Genomic DNA, 21,259 nt, shown 5'->3' with positions numbered 1-21,259 from the left:
TCCTCTCAGCCGGCTCCGACGTCGAGCAGCGTCAGCCGGACCCGCGCCGTGTCCCCCGCCTCGAGCCCCTCCGCCTTCCGCACCGCCTTCTTGATCGGAAGCACGTACGTGCGCCGGCCGCTGTCGGGGAAGACCGACGTCCGCCACACCGTCCTCCCGACGGCGACCTCCACCCGCACCGAGCCGAACCCGCGCTCGTACGGGGCGGACAGCTCGAGGATCTCGTCCGCCATCTCCGCGGGCAGCGAGACGAACGTCCAGGTGTCCATCTGCCGGGCGTCCCACAGCCACAGCTCGGCGTCGAACTCGTAGGTCACGGCGGCATGCTCCTGGCGCCCGGCCCGCGGGTCAACCGGTCTGGCGCCGGCCACGACGGACGCGCGAGACGCCGGCCGCACGCCGTCGCTCGAAAATGCCGTGCCCCCGCCCGGCCGGGAGGGGCACGCTCTCTGCGTACCGACCGATCCGGCGGTCGCGCGAGACGCCGGCTCGCCGGCCCGGACGACGAGAAGGTGGTGCCGTGGCTCGCGTGCCGACCCGGATCCGCGCCGCGGTCCGGCACCTCGCCCCCGCCGGCGACGAGCGGGTCCTCGAGATCGGCAGCGGCACCGGGGCGGCGATCGAATTGCTCCTCGGCACCTACACACTTGGTCTGCACCGCCGTCGACCGGTCCGCCCGTGCGGTCGACCGGACCCGACCGGCGCAACGCCCGGTTCGTCGAGGCGGGGCGGCTGACCGTCGTGGAGGGGGACGTCGCCGACCTGACGGCCGCCCTCGGCGCGGCCGCCGTCTTCGACCTCGCGCTGGCCGTCAACGTCAACGTCTTCTGGACCCGGCTCGCGGTGCGCGAGGCCGCCGCGCTCGCCTTCCACCTACGGCCGGGCGGGCGCCTCTGCCTCGTCCACGAGCTGCCGCACGGGCGGCCGCACGACGGCGTGGCCGACCGCGTGGCCCGCTCCCTCGACGTCCCCGGCCTGCGGACCGCGGTGCGCACCGAGGACGGTCTGCTGGTGGTGACCTCCCGCCGGACTCTGGAAGGGTGAGCCCGTGACCCAGGACGCCGTCCCGCAGACCCCCACCCCGACCCGGCGCACGCACGTCGTCACCGGCGCCGACTCCGGCATCGGCGCCGAGCTGGTCGGCCTGCTGCGGGCCGCCGGTGACCGGGTGATCACCTGCGGGCTCGGGGACGCGGTCGACGTGCGCGCCGACCTGGTCACGAGGAGCGGACGCACCGCGCTCGTGGCGGCGGTGGAGCGGCTGGCTCCCGGCGGGGTCGACGGCGTCGCCCTGGTCGCCGGGATCGACGACCGAGGTCCGGCCACCGTCTCGGTGAACTACTTCGGCACGACCGCGGTCCTCGAGGGGCTCCGTCCCCTGCTGGCCCGCCGGCCCGCCCCCCGCGCGACCGTGGTCACCTCCGCCTCGGCGCTCTCGGCCGGCGACCTCAGCATCGTCGAGGCCTGCCTGGCCGGGGATGAGGCCGTGGCGCGGGCGGCCGCCGGGGGTGCGGCCGGGCAGGGGCGCGGCGGGGTCATCTACCGTTCGACGAAGATCGCGCTGAACCGCTGGGTCCGCCGTCAGGCCGCGGATGCACGGTGGGCCGGCGCGGGGATCACGCTGAACGCGGTGGCACCGGGCGTCGTCGACACCCAGACCGCCCGGCGCACGGTGCTCGGCAACGCCGCACAGGCGCGAGTCCTCGCCGAGGCGCTGCCCCAGCCGCTAGGTATTCCCGGACCCGTCCGAGCGGTCGCGAGCGCGATCGCCTGGACGCTGGCGGAGGAGAACGCCTTCATGACGGGGCAGGTGCTCTTCGTCGACGGCGGCGCCGACGCGGTCCTCCGCGGCGAGGGGCCATACGAGAACGGGGTCCGCTACAGCCCGGCGGCAGTGGCCAAGATGGTGTTCTGGTCGGCGGTGGCGCGCCTGCGGCGCTGAGCGCCCGGCCGGACCGCGAGCGAGCGGCCCACTGCGCCGACGGGCGGGGCGCGGCAGCCTCAGCGCGCACCGACGGGCAGCCTCACGCGCGCGGGCTGGCGAACAGTGGCAGCCTCACGCCTGCGGAGGACCGAACCGCCACGAGATCGAGGTTCTGGTTCGTGCATCGACGATTTCGAGCCAAACCCTCGATCTCGTTCGTCTCGGTGTGCGCGCTGACCCGCACGGCGGTTGAGCCGCTCGAACTCGGCGACGCGTGCTGCTCGGCGGAGGCGTGCTGCCGGCTGGCGGTCGTCAGCGGTTCTTGCCGCCGAGCACTGCCGTACCGACGCGGACGAGCCCGAGCGCGACGGCGTAGGTGACCAGCGCGATCGTGGCGATCTGCACGACGGCGGGGGTGCGCCGTCGGCCGCGGTCCGTCCCCGTGCGCCGCCCGTCCCGCGTCGACGTGTCGGCGCCGACCCGGACGTGCTCGGCCGCGGGGCACGTCTCCTCGGGCCCCTCGACGAGGTAGTGGTGACCGTCGGGTGTGGTGTGCACGTGCATGGTCGCGGTGGGGTCGGTCATCGTCTGGTCCTTCGACGGCGGTGGGAGTCTTCTACCGGTATATCGGAAAACGACGGCGGGAGCGCGCCCGCCCGGCACCGCCCGGGCCGGAGATGCGTCACACTTCCGGCGCCGGGAGGGTGCCGCCCGGCGGCGGGTACCGGCGCCTGCGGCCGGGACGCTCCGTCCCGGGCGTGACCGCTGCGGCGGGGCACCGGTCCACGCAGCCCGGGCGCCGCGCTGTCCCCGCAGCCACGCCAGCACAGCGACGACGCGGCGGCCGCACTAGATGAGCCGGTAGATCTTGTCGGAGGCGTTCACGCCCCAGACGAGCCCCCACGCCCCCACCGACACCTGCTTCAGTGCACCGGGGAACTGCTCCCACGCGGCGCCCGTCCACCGGTAGATCCTGTCCGCGGAGTTCACGCCCCAGATCGTGCCGTCGGCTGCCACCGAGACGTGCTTGAGCGATCCGGGAACCTGCGTCCACGAACTTCCGGTGCGCCGGTAGATGTTCCCTCCGGCGTTCACGCCCCACACTGCGGCCGCATTCCCCGACGAGATCTGTCGCAGCGCCCCGGGCACCTGCGTCCATGCGTTGCCGTCGCGGCGGTAGATGTTGTCGCTGGCGTTCACGCCCCAGACGGTCCCGTCCGCGGCGACGGAGACGTGCTTGAGCGCTCCGGGCACCCGGGTCCAGGTGTCACCGGTGCGCCGGTAGATCTTGTCGTCCTTGTTGACGCCCCAGACGTTCGCCGCGTTGCCGACCGAGATCTGCTTCAGGGCGCCGGAGACCTGCGTCCAGGCGTTGCCGTCGCGGCGGTAGATCTTGTCGCTGGCGTTCACGCCCCACACCGTCCCGTCCGCGCCGACGGAGACGTGCTTGAGGGCGCCCGCGACCGAGTCCCACAGGGGCCAGCCCAGCTGGCCTCGGGTCCATGGGCACAGGGTGAGCGTATTGGCGTTCATCAGGCACGCGACCTGGTTGGACGTGCAGTTCTTGCAGTTGTTGTTGGGGATCTGATTGTGCCCGGAGGCACCGCAGCCGCAGGTGCCGTACTCGTCGGCGGCGCCGAAGATGTGGCCGGTCTCGTGCGCGAACACCTTGTTGATCTCGTTGGGTCCCCACCCGTCGTTCAGGTACTCCATCACCAGCCGCTCCTGGCCGGCGTAGGCGAAGTGGTGCAGGGGGTACCTGGTGAAGTACGCCGCGTAGGCCCAGTCGGTGCCGAGCCCGGACCGCAGAGACTGCACGAACTGCCGAGACCCGGCACGCGAGCCGGGGAAGCCGAGCTGCTGCAGCGCGGCGTCCCGCCAGGGCGCCTCCATCGGCTCGTAGTCGTGTCCGTTCCCGGTGGCGACGTCGACGGTGGGGAAGTGCCAGTCCAGGGTGAAGGTGACGTTCTGGCTCGCGCCCTCCGTAGCCAGGTACGTCAGGGCCTCGAGTACCTCCGACACGACGAGTGACCGCTCGCTGCTGCTGAACGTGAGGCTCAGCGACGGGTCGTGCCTGAAGATCTCGTCCTCGTGGTTGACGCCCCACTGCACGGCCGCGGAGCTGGCCGAGACCTGCTTGAGGCTGCCGGGGAGCTGCTCCCACTGGCTGTCGCCGAGGTAGCGGTAGATCTTGTCGTCGGCGTTCACACCGACGACCGACCCGTCCGCGGCGACCGAGACGTGCTTGAGCGCACCTGAGACCTGCGTCCAGGAGCTGCCGTTCCACCGGTAGATCTCATCCTCGGCGTTGACGCCCCACACCGTGCTGGTGTCGGCGACCGAGATCTGCTTGAGCGCACCGGAGACCTGCGTCCAGGAGCTGCCGTTCCACCGGTAGATCTCGTCCTCGGCGTTGACGCCCCAGACAGTGCCGTCGTCGCCCACCGAGACGTGCTTGAGCGCACCGGAGACCTGCGTCCAGGAGCTGCCGTTCCACCGGTAGATCTCGTCCTCGGCGTTGACCCCCCAGACCTCGGAACCGGACGAGACCTGTGCCAGTGCTCCCGGCATCTGCTCCCACGTGAGGCTGGACGCGTTCAGGCGGTAGATCTGGTCGTTCGCGTTGACGCCCCAGACCTCGCCGGAGGCGCTGACGGAGACATGCTTGAGCGCCCCGTGCAGCGGGAGCCAGTAGGGCGGCGTGGCCGGCCCGGAGACCACCACGAGGCCCACGGCCACCGAACCGGTGAGCACCACGCTGGTAGGGGTGTCGGTGGAGCGAGCAGTGTCGCCGCGGCTCTCCGCGGTCGACGGCGGCAGAGTGACCGAGCGTTCTTGTGCCGCCTCCTCCTGGAGGTGCTGCGGCGGGGTGCGGCCCGGCGCGTCCCAGGGGACCACCCGTTGCCGGGCCGCGCGGGCCTGCCGTTCCTCCGGGCGGGACACGGCGCCGAACCGGGTGTGCCACGCGTCGGCGACCAGCTGCTCGTCCTCGTCCAGCCCAGAGAGGTCCTCCGTGACGGCGGCGATCGAGCCGACGCTCACCTCGTCCGGCACCGAGATGACCAGCAGGTGCGGCGCTGCCTCCAGCAACGTGCGCCCGCCCGCCTCGGCGACCTCCGTCCTCGCGGCGGCGGTGTCGCGTGCGTAGACCAGCATCTCCCGAGACACGGCGTGCCCCCTAGCGCTCGATGGGCGAACCCCGGGACGGCAATCAGTCTCCTCACGGCTTCGAGGCGCGTCAACGGTCCCGGAGGAAGCCGGTGCGAGGTCGCAGGCCGCGACGCTGCTGTACTTCCACGACGCCTACGAGACGTACATGAAAGAGCCGGAGGAGCTGAGTGTCTCCCAGGCACGGGAGCGCCTTGCCGGCGTCCTCGAGCACGCGACGAGCAGCCATCGCCCCGTCTACGTCATGCGTCGCGGGAAGCGTGTCGCGGCGACGTCGACGCCGAGGAGCTGGACCGCCTCACCGAGCTGGCGGAGGGCATGGAGGACATCCTCGCGGCCGAGGCCGCCCGCGAGGAGATGCGCACGACGGCGGAGGCGCCCGTCCCGTGGGACGAGGTCAAGGCAGACGTCCCCCCGCGGCCATCCGGCTCGCCGGCGGGGCGGGTGAGTGGCGGGCGCGGACCGGCGACTACCGCGTCAGCTACGAGATCGAGGACGACAGGCTGGTGGTCCTGGTGCTGCGCGCAGGTCACTCCCATGCCGTCATTGCGAACTCCTCCAGCAGCGCGGCCACCCGGTCCGGGTTGCCCAGCTGGGGCACGTGCCCGGCCGGCAGCACCTCGAGGCGGGCGTCGGGGATCTCGGTGGCGGCCGCGCGCGCCCGCGCGAGCGGCACAACCGGATCGCGATCACCCCAGATCATGAGGGTCGGCACGGCCAGCCGCCGGAGGTCCTCGCGGGTGAACCGCATGCTGGGCAGGATGCCGCGCGGGGAGATCAGCGCCCGCAGCTCAGCCAGGTTGGCCCGGGTCGCGACGGGGTCGCGGGCGCCGGCGACGAGGGAGTCGAACAGGTCGGGGTGCCGCCCGATGGTCTCGGCCTCGCCCATCGAGGTCATGATCTGCAGCATCGTCCGACGGCCGGGCCGCACCGCTCGGACCATGAGGTCGCCGATGCCCGGGGTCGCGGCCAGCCGCATCGTGCGGGGCGGCCGGCCACCGGGCAGGGTCGGCACGGAGCCCAGCATGACCATTCCGCGGACCCGCTCCGGGTGGGCAAGGGCGTACCAGGTGGCCCAGATGCCCCCGCCCGAGGCGCCCACGAGGACCGCGGCGTCGAGGTCCAGGGCGTCCATCACGTCGCCGACGAAGCCGACGCCGTACTCACGAAAGCGCCCCGGCCGGAACGGGTCCGCATCGCTGAGGCCGCACCCGGGCCGGTCGACGAGGTAGGAGCGCAGGGCGGGCATCCGGCCCACGAGCATCAGGTGGGAGAGCGACGAGGTGTTGGTGCCGTGCAGATGCACCACCGGAGGTCCGTCGCCGGCCGCCACCACGTGCACGAGGCGCCCCGACGGACGTGCGACGAACCGCCCGTCCACGCCGGCAGCGTCCAGCATCCGGCGGTAGACCTCCTCCGTCGCGGGGGTGTGCCGCGACGCCGCCGCGCGGTGGTGGAGCACGTCCATGCACCCACCATCGGTCCGGCGGCAGGGTGCGCATAGTTCGCGTTTCGAACCGCCGGTGGGAGACTGGGACGGTGGGCGCGCGGGAGCTACCCGGCTACTGCTCCTTCACCAAGGCCATCGACCACCTCGGTGACCGTTGGAGCCTCCTCGTCGTGCGCCAGCTCGGGGTGTTCGGGCCCCTGGGCTTCAACGAGCTGATCCGTTCCCTGCCGGGCCACATCTCCCGCTCGGTGCTCGCCGAGCGGCTCCGGCGGCTCGAGACGCTGGGGCTCGTCTCGCGGGACGGGGCCGCCGGCTATCGCCTGACCGATGTCGGTGGCGGGCTGATGCCCGTGCTCTTCGCCCTGCGCGACTGGGCCGAGACCTGGCTACCCGACGACCCCGCCATGGTGGAGCGCGACCCCGACGTCGTGCTCGGATGGCTGGCCCAGCGGGTGCGCACGGGGCACCTGCCCGCCGAACCCGTGGTGCTGGAGCTCTGGCCGCTCGAGCACGATCGGCGTTACTGGCTGGTGCTGCAGGAGGGTGTTCCGCCGTACGCGTGCCTGACCGATCCGTTGCTGGACGCCGGCCGGTACGTCTACCTGCGGTGCTCCCTCGCGACGCTGCTGGCGCTGGCGCGCGGGCGGCAGGACTGGCCGGACGCGCTCGCGGACGGGTCGCTCACCACGGCCGGTGTCGCGGACCTTCGCCGCCTGCTGCCGTCCTGGTTCGCCCCGCACGGGTCCGCTCCGGCGGGCGCCGACCTGCGGCGTTGACCCCGCCGCCGGAACGGTGATGCGCCCGCGGTCTCGCCGATGGGCTCGCCGCATGGAGGCGGCCCGGTCCCGCCCCGGGGCTGGACGCTCCTGGCCGCAGACCGCTCGGGCCGGACGCCCACGCCGGGGACGTTCGTCCGTGGCGCCCGGTCGCCGTCCGAGGACAGTGGGAGACGACGGAGGTGCGAACGCGCGATGACGACGGCGACCAGGTCTCTCCCGGCCGTGCCGCGCGCCGCCCGGTCCGACTGGGACGACCTCCTCACCCCCACGCCCGACCCGGAGCCGTACGACCCCGCCATGGCCCTGGGCCTGCCGGCCCCGGCCCGCCGCTGGCTCGACCACGCCGTCGCCCCCGGGACGCCGCTGCGCCGTCGGGTCGAGATGCGCCAGCACGGACAGATCCGGCTGGGCGGCAGGTGGTGGCCGATCCGGTCCCGCCAGGCCCTGGACCCGCTGCGGGGCTACGTGTGGCCGGTGCGGACCAGCCTGCTCGGCGTGCCGCTGGTGGGCGTCGACCGCCTCCACGGCGAGCGCGCGGAGATGACGCACCGCCTGCTCGGGCTGGTCCCCGTGGTGCGGGCGTCCGGCGCGGACCTCGCGCGCAGCGCCGGCGCCCGCGCGGCGAGCGAGATCTGCTGGTCCCCCGCGACGGCGCTGGACCCGTCGGTCCGCTGGCGCGACGTCTCGGACACCGAGGTGGTGGCGCTCGTGCCGGTCGCCGGCGAGGTCCGGGAGTGCACGCTGCGGATCGACGACGGCGGCGTCCTTCGCAGCTGCACCACGCGCCGCTGGGCCCGGCTCGACGGCGGACCGTGGCAGTGGCACACGTTCGGCGCGCGCACGCTCGCGGAGGGCACCTTCGGCGGTTTCACCGTCCCGACCCGGGTGGTCGCCGGGTACGGAGACGACTACGCGGGCCAGGGAGCGTTCATCCGCCTGGCCGTCGACGACGTCGTGCACCGCTGATTCCATGACGGCCGGAGGTCAGGGGCGGGCCAGGGTCGGACCAGGGCAGACCCCGATACCGCCGCGCCGGCCCGTGCTGAGACGGTTTCAACGGCCTTCCGGCCGCCCACGTCCGATTCGATCCAGAGGGGTCACCATGTCCGCCCGCACACCCACGCGCCGCCCGAGCACCGAGCCGGCGACGACGGGACTCACCGTCCGCTCGCTCCGCACCTTCTTCCTCGCCACCTTCGGTCTCTCCTGGGGCGCGGGCATCCTCTATGTGTTCTTCCAGGAGCGGCTCGACACCGTCCTCGGGCCGATGGGCTACACGAACCCGGTCTTCATCTTCATGGTCTACACGCCCGGCATCGTCGGCGTGCTCCTGGTGGCCCGTCACCACGGGCCGGCCGGGCTCGGGGCGTTCTTCCGTCGGTTCGCGCTCCGGCGGATGTCGCTCGCCTGGTGGCTCGTGCTCCTCGTGGGCATGCCCGCGGTGTTCTACGCCGGCGCCGCGATCACCGGGAACCTGGGCGACCCGTTCCCGTTCTCGCCCTGGTACACGGTTCTGCCAGCCCTGCTGCCGATGTTCCTCATCGGCCCCATCGAGGAGCTCGGCTGGCGCGGGGTCGCGCTGCCGCTCCTCCAGCGGCGCCTCGCCCCGCTGTGGGCGAGCCTCGTGCTCGGCGTCGTCATCGCGCTGTGGCACACGCCGTCGTTCCTGCTCAGCGGCACCAAGCAGTCGGCCTGGGACTTCTGGCCGTTCTTCTTCGGCGTCATCGCGATCAGCGTGATCCTCACCCCGATGTTCAACGCCGCCCGCGGCTCGCTGCTCGTCGCCTTCCTCTTCCACGCCCAGATGAACAACCCGACCTGGCCCGACGCCCAGCCGTGGGACATGTGGCTCTTCGTCGCGACGGCGGTCGTGGTCGCCGTCGTCAACCGCAAGGCCCTCCTCGACCGTGGGACGGCGGCGACGGCGGTCCTCGGCACCCCTTGAACCGGCGGCCTCTCGACTCAGGCGCGCACGCGGCGGGACGCGGCGGCGTCGAGCAGCCGCCGGACCTCGTCCTCGTCGGCGCTCACCGCGGCGACCGTCCATGCCATGGCCACCCCGGCCTCGAGCATCAGGTCGTACGCGGCGGGCGAGTCGGCGACCGCCGCGAAGTCGTGCGAGTGGATGGGCGCGGCGCAGCCCGGCACCCCGATCCAGGGGTGGATGCTCGGGATCCGGCGGGAGACGTTGCCCATGTCCGTCGACCCGCCCGCCAGCCCGGCGCCGGGCTCGACGTCGTGACCGAAGAAGGAGATGGCGTCGCTCCAGCGGGCGCACAGGCCAGGGTCGTGCTCGAGCGGCTCGTACAGCGGCTCGGTCGCGGTGATCTCGAGCTCGGCACCGGTGGCGAGGGCTCCGGCCTCGAAGCACCGGCGGACCCGCACGAGCAGCGCCTCGTACTCCGGCAGGGTGAAGGCGCGGCACTCGAAGTCGACGACGGCGCGGTCCGGGATGATGTTCGTCGCGTGCCCGGCCTCGGAGACGAAGAGCGCGACCCGGTGGTCGGACGGCAGCTGCTGGCGCAGCAGCCCCACGGCGACCTGGGCGACGACGGCGGCGTCCGCCGCGTTGACGGCCAGGTGGGGCGCGGCCGCGGCGTGCGCCGCCCGTCCCCGGAAGGTCGCGCGGTACCGGCCCACCGCCTGCGACGTGGTCCCCACGGGGTCGTAGCTCAGCCCCTCCTGGAGCGGATGGACCATCAGCGCCATCGCGACGTCGTCGAACACGCCCCGGTCGAGCAGCACCGTCTTGCCGCCGCCGTGCTCCTCGGCCGGCGTGCCGATCACCTTGAGGGTGAGGCCGAGCTCGTCGACCAGGGGGCGCAGCCCCACCGCGGCGGCCACTCCCGCCCCGGCGATGAGGTTGTGCCCGCACGCGTGGCCGACGTCCGGCAGCGCGTCGTACTCGACGCACAGCGCGACGGTCAGCGGGCCGGTGCCCGCCGTCGCGGTGAACGCGGTCTCGAGCCCGCCGACCCCGGCCTCGACGGCGAAGCCGTCAGCGCGCAGCAGCTCCGCGACGGCGCGCGCGGCCCGGTGCTCGGCGAAGGAGAGCTCGGGGTCGGCGTGGACGGCCCGGCCCAGCGCGACGACGTCGTCCGCCCGCGCCGCCACGGCCGCGGCGATCCGCGAGCGCACGCCGGTGGTGTCCGCGGCAAGTCGGGCGAGGTCCATGGCGGCTCCGATCCGGTCGGCGGGTTCCGGGCCGGACACCCTGTCGGCGAGGCCCGGCACTGATGGTACGTTCCCCGCCAAGCCCGAGGAGTGGCCGCCCTCACACCGGCCACACCCCTGCGACGGACGAGTCCGACAGACCGTGGAGGCCCAGATGCAGACCGTCAGCGACGTGATGGGAGCGTGGCGGCTCTACGTCGTCGCCCTGCTCATCGTGGTGGGCGCCCAGCTCATAGGCATCCGGCAGATCGACGTCGGGGTGGGGACGATCCTCTTCCTGCCGCTGCTGTACGCCTTCGTGTTCGGGCTCCTGCTCAACCCCAACGTGACCGGCCGCGTCGGGAAGGTGCTCCGTGCGCACGACGTGCGGGTCGCCTCCCCCATGATCGTCGTCGCGATCATGCCGTTCATCGCCAAGTTCGGGACGACGATCGGCCCGGACATCGAGGAGATCATCGCGGCGGGACCGGCGCTGATCCTGCAGGAGATCGGCAACCTCGGCACCATCGCGCTCGCGTTCCCCATCGCGGTGTGGGTGCTGAAGATGGGCCGGGAGGCCGTCGGCGCGACGTTCTCCGTCGCCCGCGAGCCGAGCATCGCCATCGTGGCCGAGCGGTACGGCCTCAAGGGGCCGGAGGGCACCGGGGTGCTCGCCGTCTACGTCGTCGGCACGCTGTTCGGCACCATCCTGTACTCGGTGATGGTCTCCTTCCTCGCCTCGCTCGACATCCTCGACGTGCGGGCGATGGCCATGGCCTGCGGGGTGGGCAGCGGCTCGATGATGGCCGCGTGCAGCGGCGCGCTCGCCGCCGCGAGGCCCGAGATGGAGGACACCATCCTGGCGTTCGCCGGCTCGAGCAACCTGCTCACGTACGCCACCGGCATGTACGTCTCGCTGTTCGTGGCGCTGCCGCTGGTGGAGTGGATGTACCGCCGGGCGCACCGCGACGAGACCGCCCCGACGACCGGAGGGAAGCGATGAGCACCGCCGAGACCGCCGACATCCGCGACGAGGAGGTCGAGAAGCTGCCGCTGGGCGTGGAGCTGGTGGCCCTGCTCGTGGTCCTGCCGATCGGCTGGATCGCCCAGCTCATCGCCACCGACCTCACCGCCGGCGACGCCGCGACGGGGATGATCGCCCTCGGCGTCATCGCGGTGATCGGCATCCTCATCACCCGCGCCACCGCGTTCCTGCGGCTGCCCAGCGTCGCGTGGGTGTCGATCGTGGGCATCGTCGCCTCCATCCCGGCCCTGCCGTGGGGCGAGTTCGTCGTGGGCCTGGTCGGGGACATCGACTTCCTGGCGCTGAGCGTGCCGTGCCTGGCGTTCGCCGGCCTGGCCATCTCGCAGCGGGAGATCGCCATCGCCCGGCACTCCGGGTGGAAGCTGCTCATCGTCGGCGTGTTCGTCCTCATCGGCACGTTCCTCGCCTCCGCCGTGATCGCCCACTTCACCCTCCGGATCGGTGGCTGATGGTCGGCACGGTCGCCGTCGTCGGGCTGGGCAACATGGGCGGCGGGATGGCGCGGACGCTGCTGCGCGCCGGCGTCCCCACGCTCGGGGTCGACCCCGTGCCGGGGGTCGCGGAGCGGTTCGACGGCGGGCTCGAGGTGGTCGCGCTGGCGGAGGCCGTCCGCCGGGCCGGGACCCTCGTCCTCTCGCTCCCCGGCTCCGCCGTCGTCGAGCAGGTGCTCGGCGAGGCCGGGCTGCTGGGTCCGGGCGTCGACCACCGGCTCGTGGTCGACACCTCCACCTCCGACCCGCTCGCCACCCGCCGGCTCGCGGCGGCGACGGCGGCCGCGGGCCACGCCCTCGTCGACGCCCCGGTGAGCGGCGGTCCCGCGGGCGCCGAGTCCGGCACCCTGACCGTCTTCCTCGGCGGCGAGGACGACGCCGTCGCCGAGGCGGCTCCGGTCCTCCAGGTCCTCGCCGGCCGGGTCACGCACGTCGGCGGGCCCGGGGCCGGGAACGTCGCCAAGCTGGTCAACAACATGCTGTGCGCCGTCCACCTGCAGGCCGCGGGCGAGGCCCTCGACCTGGGCCGCGCCGCGGGCCTCGACCCCGCCCGCCTGCTGGAGGCGGTCAACGGGGCGTCCGGGCGCAGCGCGGTCACGGAGGTCAACCTGCCGCGGTGGGTGCTCTCCGGCAGCTTCGACAGCGGCTTCCCCGTCGGCCTGATGACCCGCGACGTCGAGCTGGCGGTCAGCACCGCCGCGGGGCTCGGCGTCGACCTGCCGCTGGCCGCCGGGTCCGCCGCGGCGTGGCGCGAGCTCCGGGACGAGGACGCCGCCGCCGACTTCAACCGCATGGCCGACCGGGACCGCGTCGCCGAACGCGGACGCGCGGCCGACCGAGAGCGAGTCACCGACCGAGAGCAGGAAGCAGGCACCTCGAAGTGAGCACCTCCCACGACGCCGTCATCTCCGTCATCCGTGCCCGGCTCGGGGAGGTCCCGGCCGTCAACGTCGTGCACGGGCGGCTGCGCCAGGGCACCGGCCCGGAGGTCCTGCTGGAGAACCCGGCCGACGGCTCCGTGCTGCTGACCTACCGCGACGCCGGCGCGGAGGTGGCCGCCGAGGCGACGACGTCCGCGGCCGAGGGCGCCCGCGCTTGGCAGGCCCTGACCGCCTCGGGGCGCGGGCGCGTCCTCACCGCCGTCGGCGCCGCCGTGCGCGCCTCCCTGGACGACCTGGCGCTCGTCGAGGCCGCGAGCGCCGGCAAGCCGCTGCGCGACGCCACCGCCGAGGTGACCAAGGTGGCGGAGATGTTCGAGTACTACGCCGGGTGGGCGGACAAGCAGCACGGCGAGGTCATCCCCGTGCCCACCAGCCACCTGAACTACACGCAGCGGGTGCCCTACGGCGTCGTCCTGGCGATCACGCCGTGGAACGCGCCGGCCTTCACCGGCGGCTGGCAGGTGGCGCCGGCGCTCGCGGCGGGCAACGCGATCGTCCTCAAGCCGTCCGAGCTGACGCCGATCACGTCCGCGATGCTCGCGCTGCTCGCCGTCGACGCGGGGCTGCCGCCGGGCGCGTTCAACGTGGTCGCGGGGCTCGGCCGGACCACCGGCGACGCGCTCGTGCGGGACGAGCAGGTCCGCAAGGTGGTGTTCGTGGGCTCCCCCGCCACCGGCCGGCTCATCTCCGTGGCCGCCGCCGAGAACCTCAAGCCGTGCGTGCTCGAGCTGGGCGGGAAGTCCGCGAACATCGTCTTCTCCGACGCCGACCTGCGCCGGGCGGTCGGCGGCGCGGCCGCCGCGATCTTCTCGGGCGCCGGGCAGAGCTGCGTGGCCGGCTCGCGCCTGCTCGTCCAGCGCCGCGCGTACGACGAGCTGCTGGAGTCCTTCTCCGCCTTCGCCGCCGGCCTGCGCGTGGGCGACCCGCTGGACGAGCGCACGCAGATCGGGCCGGTCCAGAACCGGCCGCAGCTCGAGCGCATCGACCAGATGGTGACCGCCGCCGTCGGCGCCGGGGCGACCCTGACCACCGGCGGGCGCGGCGCGGAGGGCGCGGCGGAGGGTGGGTTCTTCTACCGGCCCACCGTGCTGCGCGACGTGGCGAACTCGGACGCGATCGCCCAGCAGGAGGTCTTCGGCCCCGTCGTGGCGGCCATCCCGTTCGACGACGAGGACGAGGCCGTCGCGCTGGCCAACGACTCGGCGTTCGGCCTCGCCGGCGCGGTGTGGACCTCGGACGTGGCCCGCGCGCACCGCGTGGCCGGCCGCCTCGAGGCCGGCACCGTCTGGGTCAACTCCTACAAGACCATCAACGTCATGTCCCCGTTCGGCGGGTTCAAGAACTCCGGGTACGGGCGCTCGAGCGGGCTCGACGGCCTCTTGGAGTACAGCCAGCCCCGCTCGGTGTGGGTGGAGACGGCGGCGGACCCCACGCTCGCGTTCGGGTACTGAGCCGGGGCAGCCGCCGAGCCCGATGGCGTCAGCGGCGCACCGGCCCGCCGCTGGACGGCGGCCGGTTATGCTCCGGACGTGACTGGGGGCGACTCGGGCGTGCCACCGCTGGCCGCCGCACGCGACCGTCCTGCCGACGAGCCCAAGTACCTGTGGCTCAGGCGGGTCCTGCTGGACCATATCGACGCCAACCTCCGCGTCGGGGACCCCGTCCCCTCCGAGCGTGAGCTCGCCGACTCCCTGGACGTCTCTCGCATGACCGCCCGACGTGCGCTCGCCGCCCTGATGGACGAGGGCCGGGTGGAGCGGACCGTCGGTCGTGGCACCTTCGTCTCCGCCCCGCGGATCCGGATGCCGATCCGCCTGTCGTCCTTCACGGAGGACATGCGCGTGCGGGGGTTCACTCCGGGTGCGCACACCCTCTCGTTCACCACCACGCCGCCGGAGGGAGAGGCGTCCGCCGTGCTCGACCTCGGTCCGGGCGAACGGGCTCACGTGATCCGCCGGCTGCGCACCGCCGACGGCGTGCCCATGGCCATCGAGACGGTCACCCTCACCGCGGCGCTGGCACCCGACCTCAGCGCCGCAGACCTGGAGGACGGGTCGCTGTACACGCTGCTGGGCGAGCGCGGCATCGTCTTCGACGGTGGGGAGGAGACCGTCCGAGCCCGCAACGCCACGGCCGAGGAGGCGCGTCTGCTCCACGTGCCGGCGCACGCGGCGGTGCTGCACCTCACCCGTACCTCCACCTGGCGCGGCAGGCCCGTGGAGTACACGGTCTCCTCCTACCGCGGCGACCGGTACGAGCTCTCGACCGCGATCTAGCGCAGCTCCGGGACGACGGCCCGGTACCGGTCGGCCAGCTCGTCGTTGGTCGGCCCGGTGGTGTTCGCGCTGCGCCAGAACGGCGTCCCCGGCTCGGTCTCCGCGCAGAGCACGAGGATCGCGTTCCACACGATCGCGTTGGACAGCGACGACAGCGGCGCCGTCCGCGGGGACTCGGGCGGCCAGCTCGCGTCCCCGGGGGGCACCCGGGTGTCGACGACGACGTCGGCCACCTCGTGGAGCCGGCGTCCCGCGCGCAGCGGTGCCGCGTCCGAGGCGGCAACCGACGTCACCGCGATGACCGCCGCGCCGGCCGCACGCGCCGACCCGGCGATCTCGAGCGGCACGTGGTTGATGCCGGAGTTCGAGAAGACGACGACGACGTCCCCCTTGCCCACGCCGGCCTCGTCGACGATCCGGCGTCCCAGACCAGGCCGGCGTTCGGCCGCGGTGGAGAGGTCCGAACCGTTGAGCGGCAGCAGGTTCGGGTCCCACAGCGGCCTGACGAAGGGCAGCCCGCCGGCGCGGTAGAACGTCTCCAGGACACTCGCCAGGGAGTGCCCGGACCCTGCGGCGTAGACGAGGCGCTCGGTCCGCCAGGACGTCGTGATGATCTCCGCCGCCCGCTCGAGCGACTCGGCGTTGGCCTCTAGGACCGCGGCGAGGTGGTCGGTCGTCGCGCGGCCGAACCGCTCGAGAACCGTCTCGTCAGCCATGGCCGACCGCCTCGGCGAGAAGCTGCTCGGCCTCGTCGACGTCGTCGGCGCCGCGCAGCCGGTCGGCGAGCCCGCCGGTGAGGGCCTTCCCCATCGCCTTGATCATCTCCATGTGAGAGCCGCCGGAGGAGAACGCGAGGACGACGTCGACCGGGTCGTTCGTGGGATGCCCGAACGTGACCGGCCGGGTGAGCCGGAGCGCGGCGAGCCCCTCCGTCGTCGTCCCGGTCTCGGCCTGGGCGTGCGCCAGGGCGACGCCCGGGGTGAGGACGATGTACGGGCCGTGCTCCTCGACGCTGGACACGCAGGCGTCCACGTACCGCTGGTCCGCGGTGCCCAGCTCCACGAGCAGGCCGGCGGCGGCGCGCACGCCGTCGCGCCAGTCGTCCGCGCCGTCCAGGAAGGCGGCACGCACCGGGATCCCGGCACCCTCCTCCGTCACAGCCAGCCCACCTCCTGCAGGGCCGGCCGGAGCCGGGACTCCAGCGCGGCGTCGTCGACGAAGTCGTCGACGGTCACGGTCACCGGTGCGGCGCCTTCGAGCTCGCTGGTGTGCATGCCCTGCCCGATGATGACGTCGGCCGGGGTGCTGCGGGCCGCGGAGATGTCGGTGTTCTCCACGTCGGCACGGATGCCGAGGCGCTGGAACACCGTCTCCGTGGTCATGCGGAGGATGAGGCTGGTCCCCATGCCGAGCCCGCACACGGCGAGCACCTTCATCGGGTCGGGACGTTCGGTCATCGTGTCTCCTCGACGTTGCGCTGCTGACGGGTGGACGGTCCGGAACCGGCGGAGGTGCCGGACTTGGTGCTCGTGGTGCCGGCCGAGGCGGGGCCCGCACCTGCGCCAGCGGTGGTGGCGTCGGCGGAACCGGCCGCCGGGGTGGAGGTCGCGGTCGCCGTCGGCGCGACGTCCGCCGTCGTCCTCCGCCGCGAGAGCATCATGAGGATCGCGACGGTCGCGAGCAGCACCGCCGCCGCGACGACCCAGACGGCCGCCGTGCCGAGCGGCTCGAGCAGGTTCGCGGCGCCGATGAGGAGCCAGCCGACGGCGTACCAGTCGGGGTCGGCGAGGGTGGCGAGCTCGGGGGCGGTGTTGTCGTACAGACCCCAGCCGATCCACTGGCCGAAGGCGAGCAGGATGCCGTTGACCAGACCGCCGAAGACGGCGCCGCGCCAGCCGGCGACGGCGTTGCCGAACACGCCGCCGGAGCCCCCGCCGAAGAACAGCATGATCATCGGCGGCACGAGCACGAACCAGCCGGCGGCGGCGAAGATGCCCATGAGGACGAGAAAGACCACGGTGGACGAGAGGAAGCCGATCATCACCGCGGTCGGGGCCTTGGGGAAGACGACGGGGATGTCGAGCGCCGGCCGGGTGCCGGGCAGGACCTTGTCCGAGATGCCCTTGAAGGCGGGGACGATCTCGGCGAGGAACATGCGCACGCCGAAGAGCAGGATCGCGATACCGGCGGCGAAGCGCAGCGCCTGCGTCAGCCCCCACGCCCAGGGCAGCAGCTCGGAGCCCGCCATCTGCTCCTGGACGACAGCGGAGTCGGCGAAGGCGATGGCCACGAGCATGATCACGGCGATGATCAACGCCGTCGAGACGTTGATGTCCTTGAAGAAGGAGACCTGCCGGGGCAGCTTGAGCTTCTCCGAGTCGTGACGCTCGGCGTCACCCAGCCGCAGCGCCTTCGAGCCGTACCCGGCGATGAGGGCGACCGTGGACGTGGTGTGACCGAGGCCGAACTGGTCGTGCCCCATGAGCCGCTTCATGAGCGGCGCCACCCACAGCGGCTGCAACGTCCAGTAGCACGCGATGATGACCGCGCCGGCCACCACCAGCGTGGTCTGCGGGATGTCGGTGAAGACCTCGACCAGCGAAGCGGCGATCACGATGCTCATCCAGAACATCAGGTGACCGGTGAGGTACACGTACCGGGCTGCTCGGAAAACGCGCACGAGCAGCAGATGGACCGCGAAGCCGACCGCGATGATGAGCGGGACCGCCGAACCCTGCCCGCCGAGGAAGTCGTTGAGGGTGCTGCTCGCCGCGGGCGGGTCCAGCCCGACGGCGCTGGCGACGATGGCCTGGAAGGCGACCAGTCCGCCGACGAAGATCTCCACGCCGAGCATGAGGATGACGACGCCGACGACGGCCCGGATCGTGCCGCCGACGACGGCCTCGACCGGCTTGCGCTGCAGGAGCAGGCCGGCGAGAGCGATGAGCCCGATGAGGATCGGGACCTGGTTGAAGATGTTGTTGGCGATGCCGGTGAGGATGTCCTGCAAGAGTTCCACGGTGGCCCCCCTTGGCCGAGTCCTGGTGCTCCACCTCTCCCCCGATGCGGTGACAGCATTCTGCGCCTGCGTCGCCGTCCGTGGTCCCGTGCAGGCCATAGCAACCTCGGACAACGGGAGTGGTATATGCCACTGCGGGAGAAGGTAGTTGCCCGATCGATGAGGGGTCAAGAGCCGAGCCTGGCACTGCTCGCCGACCGTCGTCCTCTTGCCCGTCCGGGGCAGCGTGGCGGATGCTCGTCGAGGCCCCGCCTCGGCGGGGTGCCCGAGGCGACGACGCCACGTGGCCGCCCGGGCCGACAGCCATGGGAGCACGACGATGGAGCACCACGACCGCCCGCGCCGGACCATCCTCCGCACCGCCCTCGTCGGCGCCGCCGGTGCGGCACTGGCGGGTACCGCCGTCCTGGTCTCGACCACGACGACCCAGGCCGATCGGCCCAGCTCCGTCGCCCGGTACGACGACCGCGTCGCGGACTACGGCGTGTGCCGTGGCACCGACCCGGACTGCTACAACGCCTGGGAGTCCGAGCACCGGACGGACGGCAGGAACCGCGTGCTGGTCTACAGCCGCACGGGTGTCTCCCGCCACTCCTACCTGGGCCCGGTCCTCGGGCCGGGGATGAACCCGGAGCTGGGCGAGGAGAACGTCGGTCAGCGCGCGCTCGTCGACTGGCTGCGGGGGGCGGGCCTGGAGGTCGACTGGACCGAGGACGTCGCCGAGCTGGCCTCGCCCGCCGATCTCATGGGCTACGACGCCGTGATCTTCTTCAGCACCTCGCGCGACATCCTCGACGACGCCGCCCAGACCTCGCTCATGCAGTACCTCCGCTCCGGCGGCGGGTTCGTGAGCATCCACAACACGCTCGGCGCGGAGTACAACTGGGACTACTTCCAGGGCCTGCTCGGCGGGGCCAACTTCTACGACCACGGGCCCAACCGTGACGGCACGGTCCGCACGGTCAGCCGGAGGGACGCATCCACCGAGGACGTTCCGCGCACCTGGGACTACCGCGACGAGTTCTACAACCTCGTGCCGTTCCCCACGCAGGTGCGCCAGCTCGCCGTCCTCGAGCCCGGATCGTCCGAGGACAACACCGGCTTCTACGGGCACCCAGGCCACCCCGAGAACCACCCGGTCTCGTGGTGCCAGTACTACGACGGCGGCCGTGCCTGGATCACCTCGCTCGGGCACGACGACGCCAACTTCACCGCCGACGAGATGCCCGGCGAGGAGAACTTCCGCGAGCACGTCGTCGGCGGCGTCCTCTCGGCGGCCGGCGTGGAACCCTTCTGCCGCTGACCGGCCTAGCTCCGCACAGGAGGACCGCCCCGTGCCGGCAACGACGCAGGCTCCCCCGGGCCCGCGCAGACGCTCGCGGCTGGAACGTGCCATCGACGCCGCGACGACGCGCCTCTTCGACCTGCCGCGCCCGAGGACCGACTACACGGTGACGCAGCGGCTCCGGGTGCCGATGCGCGACGGCGTCCACCTGCTCGCCGACCACTTCGCCCCGACCGGCCCGGCCGTCGGCACGGTTCTCGTCCGCACGCCCTACGGCGCGGACCTGGTCAGCCGGGCCCTTCTCGTGGCGCCGTTCGCGCCGCGGGGGTACCACGTGGTCCTGGTCCAGTGCCGGGGCCGGTTCGGCTCCGGCGGGACGTTCGAGCCCTTCATGACCGAGGTCGACGACGCCGCGGACACCGTGCGCTGGCTCCGTGTGCAGCCGTGGTTCGCTGGCCGCTTCGCCACCTACGGCGGTTCCTACCTCTCCTTCACCCAGTGGGCGCTGCTGACGGACCCGCCGCCGGAGCTCGCCGCCGCCGTGGTCCAGGTGAGCCTGCACGACTTCAGCCGGGCGTTCCACCCCGAGGGAGCCATCGCCCTCGAGGCCTGGCTGACGTTCGCCGAGCTCGTCGCCGAGAACCCCTCGGTCGGCGCGATGTACTGGCGCGAGCTCACGGCCGTCCGGCGGCAGCGGGGCGCCCTGGCACATCTGCCGGTGGCCGAGGCCGCGGAGCGACTCGTCGGCGACCGGGCGCCCTGGTTCCGCGAGTACGCGACCCACGACGACCCGGACGACCCGTTCTGGTCCCGTGCCCAGCTGGGGGCGGCGCTCGAGCGCGCCGAGGTGCCGGTCCTGCTGCAGACCGGGTGGCAGGACCTCCTCCTCACGCAGACTCTCGAGCAGTACCGGCAGCTGCACCGCCGCGGCGTGGACGTCGCGCTGACGGTCGGGCCGTGGACCCACTCCTCCTTCGACGTCGCCGGCAGGTCGACGATCTACCGCGAGACGCTGGAGTGGCTGGACGAGCATCTGGCCGGCACGCGACACAGCGAGCGACCGGCCCCGGTCCGGATCCACGTCACCGGCGCCGGCGCCGGTTCCGGCCAGTGGCGCTCCCTGGCCTCCTGGCCGCCCCCGGCCCGCGACACCGTCCTCCACCTGCTGCCCCACGGCAGGCTCGGCCCGCGGCCGGCCGCCACCGGCCTGCCCGCAGCATCCTTCACCTACGACCCCGCGGAGCCCACGCCGTCCCTCGGAGGGCGGATGCTCACCGGCAGCAAGGCGGGCTACCGCCGGGACGACGCCCTCGCGAGGCGATCGGACGTCCTGGCGTTCACCGGGCCCGTCCTCGACGCCGCCCTGGAGGTGGTCGGCGTCCCGACGGTCGAGCTGAGCCACGCCAGCGACAACCCGCACGCCGACCTGTTCCTCAGGATCAGCGACGTCGACGCTCGTGGCCGCTCCCGCAACGTCTCGGACGGCTTCCTCCGCCTCCAGGGCGCGTCGCCGACCCCGCGGATCGTCCGGGTCGAGCTGGATGCGGTCGCGCACCGCTTCGCCGCCGGGCACCGCATCCGCCTGCTCGTCGCCGGGGGCTCCTTCCCCTGGCGCAACCGCAACCTCGGCACCCCCGACCACGCCACGGGCACCCGGGTTGTCCCGGCGCGCCACACCGTCGAGGTGACCGGTTCCCGGCTCCACCTGCCGGCGGCCTGAGGTGAGGC

21 protein-coding genes and 1 pseudogene are annotated in these 21,259 nt (G+C 73.2%); 13 read left to right on the top strand and 9 right to left on the bottom strand.

Annotated elements, in window-relative coordinates:
• Positions 1-5: 5 nt before the first annotated feature.
• Positions 6-317: a DUF1905 domain-containing protein gene (locus KZX45_RS13915; protein ID WP_248258351.1), complete on the bottom strand. Its 312-nt coding sequence runs from the start codon at positions 315-317 to the stop codon at positions 6-8.
• Between the two features lie 361 nt (positions 318-678).
• Between KZX45_RS13915 and KZX45_RS13910 the strand changes: the two genes are divergently transcribed.
• Complete coding sequence (locus KZX45_RS13910; protein ID WP_248258350.1) at positions 679-1,044, top strand: hypothetical protein; 366 nt, start codon at positions 679-681, stop codon at positions 1,042-1,044.
• 4 nt (positions 1,045-1,048) lie between these two features.
• The gene (locus KZX45_RS13905; protein WP_248258349.1) at positions 1,049-1,942 is read left to right on the top strand and encodes an SDR family oxidoreductase; all 894 of its coding nucleotides are present in this window, start codon (positions 1,049-1,051) and stop codon (positions 1,940-1,942) included.
• A 294-nt stretch (positions 1,943-2,236) separates the two neighbouring features.
• Here the strand turns inward: KZX45_RS13905 and KZX45_RS13900 are convergent, their stop codons facing one another.
• Both KZX45_RS13900 and KZX45_RS13895 read right to left on the bottom strand, forming a co-directional pair.
• Entirely contained in the window at positions 2,237-2,509 is a 273-nt protein-coding gene (locus KZX45_RS13900; RefSeq protein WP_248258348.1) for a hypothetical protein, read from the bottom strand.
• 264 nt (positions 2,510-2,773) lie between these two features.
• Entirely contained in the window at positions 2,774-5,092 is a 2,319-nt protein-coding gene (locus KZX45_RS13895) for a tectonin domain-containing protein (protein ID WP_248258347.1), read from the bottom strand.
• Between the two features lie 170 nt (positions 5,093-5,262).
• Here KZX45_RS13895 and KZX45_RS20020 point away from each other — a divergent pair.
• Positions 5,263-5,580, top strand: a pseudogene (locus KZX45_RS20020) (hypothetical protein); the annotation flags it as partial.
• A 41-nt stretch (positions 5,581-5,621) separates the two neighbouring features.
• Here KZX45_RS20020 and KZX45_RS13885 read toward each other — a convergent pair.
• Complete coding sequence (locus tag KZX45_RS13885) at positions 5,622-6,560, bottom strand: alpha/beta fold hydrolase (RefSeq protein WP_248258346.1); 939 nt, start codon at positions 6,558-6,560, stop codon at positions 5,622-5,624.
• 71 nt (positions 6,561-6,631) lie between these two features.
• On the opposite strand from KZX45_RS13885, the gene KZX45_RS13880 reads away from it, so the two are divergent.
• From KZX45_RS13880 to KZX45_RS13870, 3 genes are all read left to right on the top strand, one after another.
• Positions 6,632-7,318 (top strand): helix-turn-helix domain-containing protein, encoded by a 687-nt coding sequence (locus KZX45_RS13880; protein ID WP_248258345.1) that lies wholly within the window; start codon positions 6,632-6,634, stop codon positions 7,316-7,318.
• Positions 7,319-7,513: 195 nt separating this feature from the next.
• Positions 7,514-8,287, top strand: a complete 774-nt coding sequence (locus KZX45_RS13875; protein WP_248258344.1) for a DUF6544 family protein — start codon at positions 7,514-7,516, stop codon at positions 8,285-8,287.
• 136 nt (positions 8,288-8,423) lie between these two features.
• Positions 8,424-9,266 carry a type II CAAX endopeptidase family protein gene (locus tag KZX45_RS13870; protein WP_248258343.1) on the top strand — a complete coding sequence of 281 codons (843 nt, stop codon included), beginning with the start codon at positions 8,424-8,426 and terminating at the stop codon, positions 9,264-9,266.
• Positions 9,267-9,283: 17 nt separating this feature from the next.
• Here KZX45_RS13870 and KZX45_RS13865 read toward each other — a convergent pair whose 3' ends face one another.
• Positions 9,284-10,495, bottom strand: coding sequence for an amidohydrolase (locus tag KZX45_RS13865; RefSeq protein WP_248258342.1), 1,212 nt, complete (start codon positions 10,493-10,495; stop codon positions 9,284-9,286).
• A 154-nt stretch (positions 10,496-10,649) separates the two neighbouring features.
• Between KZX45_RS13865 and KZX45_RS13860 the strand changes: the two genes are divergently transcribed.
• The 5 genes from KZX45_RS13860 to KZX45_RS13840 all read left to right on the top strand — a co-directional run bounded on the left by KZX45_RS13860 (position 10,650) and on the right by KZX45_RS13840 (position 15,227).
• On the top strand, positions 10,650-11,477 hold the full coding sequence (locus tag KZX45_RS13860) for a DUF3100 domain-containing protein (RefSeq protein ID WP_248258341.1): 828 nt from the start codon (positions 10,650-10,652) through the stop codon (positions 11,475-11,477).
• On the top strand, positions 11,474-11,968 hold the full coding sequence (locus tag KZX45_RS13855) for a hypothetical protein (RefSeq protein ID WP_248258340.1): 495 nt from the start codon (positions 11,474-11,476) through the stop codon (positions 11,966-11,968). The genes KZX45_RS13860 and KZX45_RS13855 overlap by 4 nt, the downstream gene beginning before the upstream one ends.
• Positions 11,968-12,894: an NAD(P)-dependent oxidoreductase gene (locus KZX45_RS13850; protein ID WP_248258339.1), complete on the top strand. Its 927-nt coding sequence runs from the start codon at positions 11,968-11,970 to the stop codon at positions 12,892-12,894. Before KZX45_RS13855 ends, KZX45_RS13850 begins: the two co-directional genes overlap by 1 nt.
• Positions 12,891-14,402: an aldehyde dehydrogenase family protein gene (locus KZX45_RS13845; RefSeq protein ID WP_248258338.1), complete on the top strand. Its 1,512-nt coding sequence runs from the start codon at positions 12,891-12,893 to the stop codon at positions 14,400-14,402. The genes KZX45_RS13850 and KZX45_RS13845 overlap by 4 nt, the downstream gene beginning before the upstream one ends.
• Positions 14,403-14,480: 78 nt before the next feature.
• Positions 14,481-15,227 carry a GntR family transcriptional regulator gene (locus KZX45_RS13840; RefSeq protein ID WP_248258337.1) on the top strand — a complete coding sequence of 249 codons (747 nt, stop codon included), beginning with the start codon at positions 14,481-14,483 and terminating at the stop codon, positions 15,225-15,227.
• Here the strand turns inward: KZX45_RS13840 and KZX45_RS13835 are convergent.
• The 4 genes from KZX45_RS13835 to KZX45_RS13820 are packed head-to-tail and all read right to left on the bottom strand — an operon-like array spanning position 15,224 to position 18,246.
• Positions 15,224-15,943, bottom strand: a complete 720-nt coding sequence (locus KZX45_RS13835) for a sugar isomerase domain-containing protein (RefSeq protein ID WP_248258336.1) — start codon at positions 15,941-15,943, stop codon at positions 15,224-15,226. The genes KZX45_RS13840 and KZX45_RS13835 overlap by 4 nt on opposite strands.
• Entirely contained in the window at positions 15,936-16,385 is a 450-nt protein-coding gene (locus tag KZX45_RS13830) for a PTS sugar transporter subunit IIA (RefSeq protein WP_248258335.1), read from the bottom strand. Before KZX45_RS13830 ends, KZX45_RS13835 begins: the two co-directional genes overlap by 8 nt.
• Positions 16,382-16,684: a PTS sugar transporter subunit IIB gene (locus tag KZX45_RS13825; RefSeq protein ID WP_248258334.1), complete on the bottom strand. Its 303-nt coding sequence runs from the start codon at positions 16,682-16,684 to the stop codon at positions 16,382-16,384. Before KZX45_RS13825 ends, KZX45_RS13830 begins: the two co-directional genes overlap by 4 nt.
• Positions 16,681-18,246, bottom strand: a complete 1,566-nt coding sequence (locus tag KZX45_RS13820; protein WP_248258333.1) for a PTS ascorbate transporter subunit IIC — start codon at positions 18,244-18,246, stop codon at positions 16,681-16,683. Before KZX45_RS13820 ends, KZX45_RS13825 begins: the two co-directional genes overlap by 4 nt.
• A 319-nt stretch (positions 18,247-18,565) precedes the next feature.
• On the opposite strand from KZX45_RS13820, the gene KZX45_RS13815 reads away from it, so the two are divergent.
• Both KZX45_RS13815 and KZX45_RS13810 read left to right on the top strand, forming a co-directional pair.
• Positions 18,566-19,549, top strand: coding sequence for a ThuA domain-containing protein (locus KZX45_RS13815; RefSeq protein WP_248258332.1), 984 nt, complete (start codon positions 18,566-18,568; stop codon positions 19,547-19,549).
• A gap of 31 nt (positions 19,550-19,580) precedes the next feature.
• Positions 19,581-21,251 carry a CocE/NonD family hydrolase gene (locus KZX45_RS13810; RefSeq protein WP_248258331.1) on the top strand — a complete coding sequence of 557 codons (1,671 nt, stop codon included), beginning with the start codon at positions 19,581-19,583 and terminating at the stop codon, positions 21,249-21,251.
• The last annotated feature ends 8 nt before the right edge of the window (positions 21,252-21,259 follow it).

This window comes from Georgenia sp. EYE_87, assembly GCF_023148685.1.
Classification (GTDB): Bacteria; Actinomycetota; Actinomycetes; order Actinomycetales; family Actinomycetaceae; genus Georgenia.
This window is presented reverse-complemented; position numbering and strand designations above follow the sequence as displayed.